This is a genomic window from Cupriavidus gilardii (genome assembly GCF_017598945.1).
GTDB lineage: Bacteria > Pseudomonadota > Gammaproteobacteria > Burkholderiales > Burkholderiaceae > Cupriavidus > Cupriavidus gilardii_E.
In genome coordinates, this window is record NZ_JAGFTW010000024.1 from 1 (window position 1) to 10044 (window position 10044).

Consider the following 10044-nt stretch of genomic DNA (forward strand, 5'->3'; position numbering starts at 1 on the left):
GCCGAATACAGCACTGTCCTCTTCCACGGCAGCGTCAGATGGGTATAAGAAGCAGCGCCGCGTGCGCGGCGTGCTGACCGATATCGACGGCACGCTGACCACCGCAGGCCGCCTGCCGGCGCAGACCTATCTGGCGATCGAGCGCCTGCGGCACGCCGGCCTGCAGGTGATCCCTGTCACCGGCCGCTGCATCGCCTGGGCCGAGATCCTGACGCGGCTGTGGCCGGTCGACGCGATCATCGGCGAGAACGGCGCCTTCTATTCGCATCTGCGCGACGGCCGCCTGGTCACGCGCTTCATCGACGACGCACCGACGCGCGCGCACAACCTGCGGCGCATCCACGAACTGGGCGAAAGGATCCTGCGGGAAGTGCCCGGCTGCGCGCTGGCGTCCGACCAGCACTGGCACGCCGCCGACCTGGCGATCGATCACGCCGAGGACGTCGCGCCGCTGCCGCCCGCGGCGGTGGACCGGATCGTCGCGCTGATGCGCGAGGCCGGCATGACGGCCACCGTCAGCTCGATCCATGTCAACGGCTGGTTCGGCCAGCACGACAAGCTCAGCACCAGCCGCCTGTGCGCGGCCGAACTGCTGGGCGCCGATCTGGACGCGCAGCGCGACGAATGGGTATTCATCGGCGATTCGGCCAACGATGCGTCGATGTTCGCCCACTTCCCGCTGTCGGTCGGCGTGGCCAATGTGCGCGAGATCCTGCCGCTGCTGCCGGTGCCGCCGGCCTATGTGACCGAGGCCGCGGGCGGCGAAGGCTTTGCCGAGATGGTGGACGCGCTGCTGGCGGCGCGGGACGCCTGAGCACCCCGATACCGGCCGCCGGCACCGGCCCCGGCATCAGCTCATGATGCCGATGTGCCAGGGCACGAACTCGTTGTCGCCCAGCCCCAGCAATTCGCTCTTCGAGCGCTGCCCCGACGCGGTGCGCAGCATCAGCTGGAAGATCTCCTCGCCGACCTGCTCGATGGTCTTCTCGCCGTCGAGGATGGTGCCGCAGTTCAGGTCCATGTCCTCTTCCAGCCGGCGGTACATCGGCGAGTTGGTGGCCAGCTTGACGCTGGGCACCGGCTTGGCGCCGAACATCGAGCCCCGCCCGGTGGTGAACGCGATCAGGTTGGCGCCGCCGGCGATCTGGCCGGTGGCCGATACCGGGTCGTAGCCGGGCGTATCCATGAAGACCAGGCCGTGCTCGGTCACCGGCTCGGCATAGCGGTAGACCGCCATCAGCGGCCCGGTGCCGCCCTTCATCGACGAGCCAAGCGACTTCTCGAAGATGTTCGCCAGCCCGCCCATCTGATTGCCGGGGCTGACCTGCCCGTTGATCTGCACGTCGCGCCCGACCGAATACTCGTCCTTCCACCAGCGGATCCGCTCGACCAGCTTCTCGCCGACCGCGCGGCTGACGGCTCGCCGCGTCAGCGTGTGTTCGACGCCATAGATCTCCGGCGTCTCCGACAGGATCGCGGTGCCGCCGTGCCGCACCAGCAGGTCGACCGCGGCCCCCAGCGCCGGATTGGCGGTGATCGACGAGAACCCGTCCGAGCCGCCGCACTGCAGGCCCACGGTCAGATGGCTGGCCGGCACCGGCCGGCGCTCGACGCGATTGGCCTCCGGCAGCAGCGCCATCACGGCCGCGATGCCGGCCTCGATGGTCTTGCGCGTGCCGCCGCTGTCCTGCATCACGAAGGTCCGCAGCAAGGGACCGTCCTGCAGCGACTGCGTCTCGAGCAGGCCCTTGAGCTGGTTGCGCTCGCAGCCCAGCCCGACGATCAGCGCGCCGCCGAGGTTGGCATGGCGCGCGTAGCCGGCCATGGTCCGCCGCAGCAGGTCCATCGGCTCGCCGGTCATCTCCATGCCGCAGCCCAGCGAATGGCTGAAGGCGACCACGCCATCCACGTTCGGATAGTCGGCCAGCCGCTCGGGCGTGAACCACTCGGCGATCTTGCGCACCACGGTGGCCGAGCAATTGACCGTCGACAGGATGCCGACATAGTTGCGCGTGGCCACGCGGCCATCGGGCCGCACGATGCCGTCGAACATCGCCTGACGCGAGGCGGGCACGCGCTCGACCGGCACATAGTCGCGGCCGTAGGCGTAGTCGCGCTCGTACTCCTGGAAGCTGACGTTGTGCGAATGCACGTAACTGCCGGGCGCGATGTCGGTCGCGGCGAAGCCGATGCAGACGTTGTACTTGACGATCGGCTCGCCGGCACGGATCGCCCGCGCGGCGATCTTGTGGCCGGCCGGCACCTGGCTGCGCGTGGTCCAGGTCTGGCCCGGCACCTGCGCGCCGATGCCGACATCCATGCGCGCGACCAGGACGTTGTCGGCGGGATGCAGGCGGATGCAGGGGCCCAGCAGGGTCTTGTCTTGGCGAATCGTGTGGCCAGCTTCCATACGGCGCTTGTTTCCGTGTTGGGTGAATAAGAACGGGATCGGGATGGCGGGGGACGGCAAGGGACGGCAAGCGGCCTTATTCCGGCCGGATATTCGACGCCTTCACCACCGCCGCCCATTTGGGCACTTCGCCGGTCATGAACTTGCCGAACTGCTCGGGGTTGGTGCCGAGGATATTGAGCCCCTGCTCGACGAACTTGGCGCGCAGCGCCGGCTCCTTCAGCGCCTTGGCCACCTCGTCGCTGATGCGCGCGGCGATCGGGCGCGGCGTGCTGGCGGGCAGGAACAGGCCATACCAGGTCAGCACCTCGAAGTCCTTCAGACCGGCCTCGGCAACCGTCGGCACCTGCGGCAGGCTCGGCGCGCGCGCCAGGCTCGATACCGCGATCGCCTTCAGCTTGCCGGACTGGATGAACGGCGCGGCCACCGGCACGTTGGCAAACATCACCGGCACGTTACCGGCGATCACATCGGTCAGCGCGGCGGACTCGCCCTTGTAGGGCACGTGCGTCAGCTTGATGCCGCTCATCGTGTTGAACAGCTCGCCGGCGATATGCTGCGGGCCGCCGGGGCCGGACGACGCGTAGCTGGTCAGCTTGCCGGCGCGCACCAGATCGGCCACCTCCTTGACCGTAGTGGCGGGCACCGAAGGATTGACGACCATCACCAGCGGCATCGACACCACCTGCGTGACCGGCATGAAATCCTTCAGCGGATCGAACGGCAGCTTCGCGTACATGCTCGGCGCGATCACCATGGTCGATTGCGAGGCCAGCATCATCGAATAGCCGTCGGCCGGCGACTGCGCGACGTTCGACGCCGCGATGGTGCCGGTCGCGCCGGGCCGATTCTCGACCACGATCGATTGCCCCATCTGCTTCGACAGCTGCGCGCCGAGCTGGCGCGCGACGATGTCGGCGCCGCCGCCGGGCGCAAAGCCGACCACCACGCGGATCGGCTTGCTGGGGAAGGCCTCGGTGGCGGCCGCCGCCGGCATGGCCGTGATCGCGGTCATCGCGAGTCCGGCGACGGAAGCGCACAGGGCAAGGCGAAGGCCGGCGAACTGCCGGCATGGCTGATTGGCGAACGTCATGGTTGTCTCCTGGGGTGCCGTTGTGTGTGTTGTTGTGTCAGGCCGCGAGCCGTTCCGCGCCCGGCATCGCGAAGCCCAGCGCATCGAGCGACTGCGCCAGCATCGCGCGCTGTGCCTCCTGCAGTTCGGTCAGCGGCGGGCGCACCGTGCGCCAGCCGCCGTCGGCGCTCTGCACCGCGATCGCTTCCTTCATCGCGGCGATCATCGGGAACTGCTGGAAGGCCGCGCGCGTGCGGTTCAGCGCGGCCTGCCGCGCATCGGCGTCCGGCGCCTGCCAGTTGGCATACAGGTCGACGATCGGCGCCGGATTGACGTTGCCGGTGGCGGTGATGCAGCCGGCCCCGCCGGCGCGCATCGTCTCGAGCAGGATCGCCTCGGTACCTGCGAACACATCGAAGCCGCGTGCGCCGAAGCGCTCGATCATCGCGCGCGTGTTGGCGAGGTCGCCGGAGCTGTCCTTGATGCCGGCCACGATGCCCGGATAGGCGGTCAACAGCCGATCGATCAGGTCCAGGCCAAGCGGTACCTGGCTGACCGCGGGGATGTGATACAGGTAGACCCGCAGCCGCGTATTGTGGACGTCCTCGCCGACGCCCTCGCCGACCGCCTCGATGACCTGCGCAAACGCGCGGAACAGGCCGTCGTCGCTGACGCCCTTGTAGTAGAACGGCGGCAGCATCAGCACGCCGGCGCAGCCGGCCGCGACCGCGTGGCGCGTCAGCGCGATCGCGTCGGGCAGCGCGCAGGCGCCGGTGCCCGGCATCAGCCGATCCGCAGGAATCCCGGCGTCCAGCAAGCGGTCCAGCAGGCCGCGCTTCTCGTCGAGCGACAGCGAATTGGCCTCGGAGTTGGTGCCGAACACGGCCAGCCCGACGCCCTGCTCGATCAGCCAGCGGCAGTGCCGCACGAAACGATCGGCATCGGGCGCATAGGCCGCGGTGAACGGGGTAAGCACGGGGGAAAAGACGCCGCGTGGACGGGCGGGCTGGGTCATGGCTGTCTCCGGGGATGGGCGCTTGCGCGGCTGGCCCAATGGGTTGGGCTCGACGAGTGCGATCGGCAGGCGATCGACGAATGGGCCCATTCTAGGAACCGCCAACCTGCGGAAACAGCATGGAACGGCTGCTTCAAACGATAATATTTTTTGGGTTCATGCCAGACCGATGCAGCGGCCCCCCTTTGCTAAGATTTGCCGCGCCCATCCCACTACGACAACAACGAGAGACAACAAGAGGCCTTCCCCGCCGTGGACATTCGCTATCTGCAGAGTTTCGTCGCCGTGGTCGAGCACGGCTCGTTCGCCGAAGCGGCGCGGCGGCTGGGCCTGACGCCGGCCGCCATCGCGGCGCGCGTCAAGGCGCTGGAAGAATCGCTGGATACGCCGCTGGTGCAGCGCGCGGGGCGCACCGTGGTGCCGACCCAGGGCGGGCTGCGCATCCTGCCGAAGGCGCGCGCCGTGGTGCGCGATGTGCGCGACCTCAATGCGGTCGCGCATGACGACAGCCTGCTCGGCGAACTGCGGCTCGGCGTGTCGACCTCCGCGCTGACCGGTCTGCTGCCGCCGATCCTCAAGCGCGTCTACGCGGCGCATCCGCAGTTGAAGATCTTCGTCGAACCCGGCTCGTCCTCGCATCTGTACCGCCGCATCGTCGGCGGCGATCTCGATGCCGGCATCATCGTGGCGCCGCAGTTCGCGATTCCAAAGGCGTTCGAGTGGCACGTGCTGGTGCGCGAGCCCTTCATCGTGCTGGCGCCCGAATCGATGGCCGACCGCGGCGCGCACGAGCTGCTCGCCACCGAGCCCTTCATCCGCTACGACCGCGGCATGTGGGGCGGCATGGTGGCCGACCGCTATCTGCACGAGCACAACATCGTGCCGCACGAGCGGCTCGAGATCGATGCGCTGAACGCCATCGCGACGATGGTGCATCAGGGCATCGGCGTGTCGCTGGTGCCGGACTGGACGCCGCCCTGGCCCGAAGGCATCCGCGTCGCACGTATTGCGCTGCCGGGACGCGCGCCGGTGCGGCAGGTGGGCCTGCTGTGGTCGCCGCACGCCGCGCATGGCGCGCTGTCGCGCACGCTGCTCGAGCATGCGGCGAGCGCGACCGGGCAGCGTTAGCGCGCCGCCCGGCCCTGCAGCGAAGCGCTGCGCTTACTCGGGCGCGCCCGGCGTCTTGCCGCGCGTTTCAGGCGCGCGCAGGAAGTCGAAGTCGACGCCCCGGTCGGCCTGCGTCACCGATTGCAGGAACAGCTTCATATAACCGCGCGGCGCAGTCGGCTCGGAAACCGGGTTGGCCGCACGGCGACGCTCGAGCTCGTCGTCCGGCACCAGCAGGCTCAGCTCCCGGCGGCTGACGCTCAGCCGGATGCGGTCGCCGGTGCGCACATGGGCCAGCGGCCCGCCCACCGCGGCCTCGGGCGTGACATGCAGCACCACGGTGCCGAAGGCGGTGCCGCTCATGCGCCCGTCCGAGATGCGCACCATGTCCTTGACGCCGGCACGCGCCAGCTTGCGCGGAATCGGGATATAGCCCGCTTCCGGCATGCCCGGCGCGCCCTTCGGTCCGATATGCTTGAGCACCAGGATGTCGTCGGCGTTGACGTCGAGCGCGTCGCTGTCGATGCGCTCGACCAGGTCCTGCGAATTCTCGAACACCACGGCGCGGCCCTCGTGCTCCATCAGCGCGGCATCGGCGGCGGACTGCTTGATGATCGCGCCGCCGGGTGCAAGATTGCCGCCGAGCACCGCGATACCGCCCTGCGGATAGATCGGATCGGCGATCGAGCGCACCACGTCCTGCGGGAAACCGGGCCCGGCGGCGTCGAGCTCCTCGCCCAGCGTGCGGCCGGTCACGGTCATCGCATCGAGCCGCAGCAGCGGCCGCAGCTCGCGCAGCAGCGTGGCCATGCCGCCCGCCTTGTGGAAGTCTTCCATGTAGTGCTGGCCGCTCGGCTTCAGGTCCAGCAGCACCGGCGTCTCGCGGCCCATCCGGTCCAGCGCCTGCATGTCGATGTCCAGCCCCATGCGCCCCGCGATCGCGGCCAGATGCACGATGCCGTTGGTCGAACCGCCGATCGCCAGCAGCACGCGCATCGCATTCTCGAATGCGGCCGGCGTCAGCACCCGGTCGATGGTCAGCCGCTCGCGCGCCATCGCCACCGCGCGCGCGCCGGTCAGCTCGGCGATGCGGATGCGATCGGCGGTGACGGCCGGCGGCGTGGCGGCGCCGGGCAGGCTCATGCCCATTGCTTCGGTCAGGCACGCCATCGTGCTGGCGGTACCCATCACCGAACAGGTTCCGACGCTGGCGACCAGCTGGTCGTTGACCTGCGCGGTCTCGTGCGCATCGATCTCGCCCGCGCGGAACTTGCCCCAGTAGCGCCGGCAATCGGTACAGGCGCCGACCCGCTCGCCGCGATGCGAGCCGGTCAGCATCGCGCCGGTCACCAGCTGGATGGCCGGCACGCCCGCCGAGGCCGCGCCCATCAGCTGGGCGGGCACGGTCTTGTCGCAGCCGCCGATCAGCACCACCGCGTCCATCGGCTGCGCGCGGATCATCTCCTCGGTGTCCATCGACATCAGGTTGCGCAACACCATGCTGGTCGGCGCAGCAAAGCTCTCGTGGATCGAGATGGTCGGGAACGGCATCGGCAGGCCGCCGGCCAGCAGGATGCCGCGCCTGACCGCCTCGATCAGCTGCGGCATGTTGCCGTGGCACGGGTTGAACGCGCTGCCGGTATCGGCAATGCCGATCACCGGCCGATCGAGCGCACCATCGGTATAGCCGGAGCCCTTGATGAAGGCCTTGCGCAGGAACAGCGAGAAGCCCTGGTCGCCGTAGTTGGTCAGGCCCTTGCGCAGGCCGCTGTCGGGCTGGAGATCGCGTTCGTTGTCGTCGCCGGATGCATCGGGTGTCTTGGGGGTCGTGCTCATCGTCGTCGGTGAAGAGGTGTGGTTTCAGTGGTTCGTACGGTCGCGGCCTAGCTGTCGGATTCGATGCCCGCGTCGGTGATGACCTTCTGCCAGCGGGACACCTCCTCCCGCAAGCGCTCGGCGGCCTTCTCGGGCGTGGTCGCCGGCAAGGCGTAGACGCCCTGCTGCAGGAACTGCGCCTTGACCGCCGGCATCTCCAGCATCTTCGCCAACGCCGCGTTCAGGCGCTGCACCACCGGCGCCGGTGTGCCGGCCGGTGCGAGCACGCCGAAGGTCGAGCTGACATCGAGCGCCGGCATGCCGCTCTCGCCGGCGGCCGGCACATCGGGCAGCATCGAGATGCGTTTTGCCGCCGCCACCGCGACCGGGCGCAACTGCCCGCTCTTGATGAAGGGCTGCGCCGCCGGCACGGTCTCGACCATCATGTTGACCTGCCCTGCCACCAGGTCGGTCATCGCGGGGCCGCTGCCCTTGTAGGGCACGTGCACCATGTCGATGCCGGCCTCCTTGCGGAAGATCTCGGCCGCCATGCGCTGCGGCGCGCCGGCGCCCGAGCTCGCATAGTTCAGCTTGCCCGGATGGGCCTTGCCGTACTGGATCAGCTGCTGCAGCGTCGTGACCGGCAGCTGCGGATTGACCACCACGACCAGCGGCACCGAGCCGACCACCATCACCGGCACGAAGTCCTTCAGCAGATCGTAGCGCAGCCGCCCCTTCTCCAGCGTCGCCATCGTCGAATGCGAGGTCAGCGCGCCCATCAGCAAGGTATAGCCGTCCGGCGCGCTCTTCGCGACCGCCTCGGCGCCGATATTGCCGCCGGCGCCGCCGCGGTTCTCGACCACGACCTGTTGGCCCAGCGTCTCGCTCAGCCTGGCGGCAATGATGCGGCCGATCACGTCGGTGGCGCCGCCCGGCGGATACGGAATCACCAGGCGCACCGGTTTGTCGGGGTAGGCGGCGAAGGCGGCGGGCGCGGTCAAGGCCAGCGGTGCGGACAGCGCCAGCAGGCTGGCGCGCAGCCAGGTTCGGCGGCGACTGCTGCGGGGTGGGCGGGTCGGCTTGGCGGTCATGGGGTCTCCTTGTCTTGCTCTTTCGTCTCGTTATGCCGGCGCTGTCTTCGAGCCCTGCCTGGGAACGCAGGACACGGCGCGCCGTGACGGCAAGTGTGGAGAGGAGCGGCAGGCGGAAGAAGCGGTTGCCGCACCGATTAACCAAAAAATTATTTTGGTTTGGCGCGCGGCGGCGCACCGGGGATGTCCGAACGTGCGGGGGAAAAGCACGTCGCGAGACGGCGAATCATCCATCGAAGTTTTCGATGCTCAGCGCCAAAATGATTCGCTTCATATTGGCGAGTCCTGCTCAGTACAATCGGCTCCGATCCCCCGTTCACTCCCTCAGACCATGACCGAATTCGTGATTCCGCCGTTTGAGCCGGCCAGCGTCGCCGTCGCCGGCAGCACCGCCCGCTTCCCGATCCGCCGCGTGTTCTGCGTCGGGCGCAACTACGCCGCCCATGCGCGCGAGATGGGCAAGGACCCGGACCGCGAGCCGCCGTTCTTCTTCACCAAGCCGGCCGATGCGGTGGTGCCCGCGCAAGGCACCGTCCCCTATCCGCCGCTGACGGACAACCTGCACCACGAGATCGAAATGGTGGTCGCGATCGGCCAGGGCGGCACCGACATCGCGGTCGAGCGCGCGCTGGACCACGTGTGGGGTTATGGCGTCGGCGTGGACCTGACGCGCCGCGACCTGCAGGACGTCGCCAAGTCGATGAGCCGGCCGTGGGACTGGTCGAAGGCCTTCGACGCGTCCGGTCCGTGCGGCCCCCTGCAGCCGGTCAGCGCGGTCGGCCATCCCGCGCAGGGCCGCATCTGGCTCGAGGTCAACGGCGAGGTGCGCCAGCAGGGCGACCTGAACGAGATGATCTGGCCGGTGGCCGATGTCATCGCCTATATCTCGCAGAGCATGGCGCTCGCGCCGGGCGACCTGATCTTCACCGGCACGCCGGCCGGCGTCGGCAAGCTGCAGCCGGGCGATGCGGTGCGCGGCGGCGTGGCGGGGCTGGGCGAGTTCGCGTTTACGGTCGGCGCGCGCCCGTAGCCGAGCGACAGCGGCCTCGCAGCGCCGCGCCCCCGAACAAAAACGCCACGGCATTGCCGTGGCGTTTTGTCTTGCGCGATCGGCGACCTTCAATCGAAGCCGAGCTCCTGCAGCTTGCGCGTGATGGTGTTGCGGCCGATGCCGAGCCGCGTCGCGGCCTCGACGCGGCGGCCGCGCGTGACGCCCAGCGCGGCCTCCAGCACCGCCTTTTCGAAGCGGCGCGTGAGTGCGTCCATCACCTCGGGCTGCCCCGCCTCCAGCATCGCGCGGGCCTCGCCGGCCAGCAGGCTTTCCCAGCCGGGCGCGGGAGCCGTGATCGACGCCGGCATCGGTGCGCCGGCGGGTCCGAAGCCAGGGGCGATGCGGCTTCCCTAAGCGGGCGTGTTCCCATCCGCCGCCCGCGTGGCCGTGCCGGCGTCGGGAAAGCCGGCTGCCGGCGCCCCGCCCCGGCCCCGTCTCCTATACACATCTCCGAACCCACGGGACCAAAGCGAATCTCGTATG

The 10044-nt window shown here is 69.3% G+C and carries 8 protein-coding genes and 1 pseudogene; 3 read left to right on the forward strand and 6 right to left on the reverse strand.

What is annotated here, in order from left to right; translation table 11 throughout:
• Positions 1-13 precede the first annotated feature (13 nt).
• Positions 14-814 carry an HAD-IIB family hydrolase gene (locus J5T34_RS09400; protein WP_208579532.1) on the forward strand — a complete coding sequence of 267 codons (801 nt, stop codon included), beginning with the start codon at positions 14-16 and terminating at the stop codon, positions 812-814.
• A 36-nt stretch (positions 815-850) separates the two neighbouring features.
• Here the strand turns inward: J5T34_RS09400 and J5T34_RS09405 are convergent, their stop codons facing one another.
• The 3 genes from J5T34_RS09405 to J5T34_RS09415 all read right to left on the reverse strand — a co-directional run bounded on the left by J5T34_RS09405 (position 851) and on the right by J5T34_RS09415 (position 4497).
• Complete coding sequence (locus J5T34_RS09405; RefSeq protein ID WP_208579526.1) at positions 851-2410, reverse strand: UxaA family hydrolase; 1560 nt, start codon at positions 2408-2410, stop codon at positions 851-853.
• 76 nt (positions 2411-2486) lie between these two features.
• Complete coding sequence (locus J5T34_RS09410; RefSeq protein WP_208579527.1) at positions 2487-3503, reverse strand: tripartite tricarboxylate transporter substrate binding protein; 1017 nt, start codon at positions 3501-3503, stop codon at positions 2487-2489.
• 37 nt (positions 3504-3540) lie between these two features.
• Positions 3541-4497 carry a dihydrodipicolinate synthase family protein gene (locus J5T34_RS09415; RefSeq protein ID WP_208579528.1) on the reverse strand — a complete coding sequence of 319 codons (957 nt, stop codon included), beginning with the start codon at positions 4495-4497 and terminating at the stop codon, positions 3541-3543.
• A 195-nt stretch (positions 4498-4692) separates the two neighbouring features.
• Here J5T34_RS09415 and J5T34_RS09420 point away from each other — a divergent pair, with 195 nt between their 5' ends.
• Entirely contained in the window at positions 4693-5625 is a 933-nt protein-coding gene (locus tag J5T34_RS09420) for a LysR family transcriptional regulator (RefSeq protein ID WP_244258792.1), read from the forward strand.
• A gap of 33 nt (positions 5626-5658) precedes the next feature.
• Here the strand turns inward: J5T34_RS09420 and J5T34_RS09425 are convergent, their stop codons facing one another.
• Together J5T34_RS09425 and J5T34_RS09430 are read right to left on the reverse strand one after the other, a co-directional pair.
• Entirely contained in the window at positions 5659-7440 is a 1782-nt protein-coding gene (locus J5T34_RS09425; RefSeq protein WP_208579529.1) for an IlvD/Edd family dehydratase, read from the reverse strand.
• Between the two features lie 47 nt (positions 7441-7487).
• Positions 7488-8510 (reverse strand): Bug family tripartite tricarboxylate transporter substrate binding protein, encoded by a 1023-nt coding sequence (locus tag J5T34_RS09430; RefSeq protein WP_208579530.1) that lies wholly within the window; start codon positions 8508-8510, stop codon positions 7488-7490.
• Between the two features lie 331 nt (positions 8511-8841).
• Between J5T34_RS09430 and J5T34_RS09435 the strand changes: the two genes are divergently transcribed.
• Positions 8842-9540: a fumarylacetoacetate hydrolase family protein gene (locus J5T34_RS09435; protein WP_208579531.1), complete on the forward strand. Its 699-nt coding sequence runs from the start codon at positions 8842-8844 to the stop codon at positions 9538-9540.
• A gap of 89 nt (positions 9541-9629) precedes the next feature.
• Here the strand turns inward: J5T34_RS09435 and J5T34_RS09440 are convergent.
• Positions 9630-9881: pseudogene (locus J5T34_RS09440) on the reverse strand (helix-turn-helix domain-containing protein); the annotation flags it as partial.
• Positions 9882-10044: the final 163 nt, after the last annotated feature.

Excerpts from the sequence above, each read along its gene's own strand:
- J5T34_RS09405 (WP_208579526.1), bottom strand. The coding sequence starts at position 2,410 with ATGGAAGCTGGCCACACGATTCGCCAAGACAAGACCCTGCTGGGCCCC.
- J5T34_RS09430 (WP_208579530.1), bottom strand. The coding sequence starts at position 8,510 with ATGACCGCCAAGCCGACCCGCCCACCCCGCAGCAGTCGCCGCCGAACC.
- J5T34_RS09435 (WP_208579531.1), top strand. The coding sequence starts at position 8,842 with ATGACCGAATTCGTGATTCCGCCGTTTGAGCCGGCCAGCGTCGCCGTC.
- J5T34_RS09425 (WP_208579529.1), bottom strand. The coding sequence starts at position 7,440 with ATGAGCACGACCCCCAAGACACCCGATGCATCCGGCGACGACAACGAA.
- J5T34_RS09410 (WP_208579527.1), bottom strand. The coding sequence starts at position 3,503 with ATGACGTTCGCCAATCAGCCATGCCGGCAGTTCGCCGGCCTTCGCCTT.
- J5T34_RS09415 (WP_208579528.1), bottom strand. The coding sequence starts at position 4,497 with ATGACCCAGCCCGCCCGTCCACGCGGCGTCTTTTCCCCCGTGCTTACC.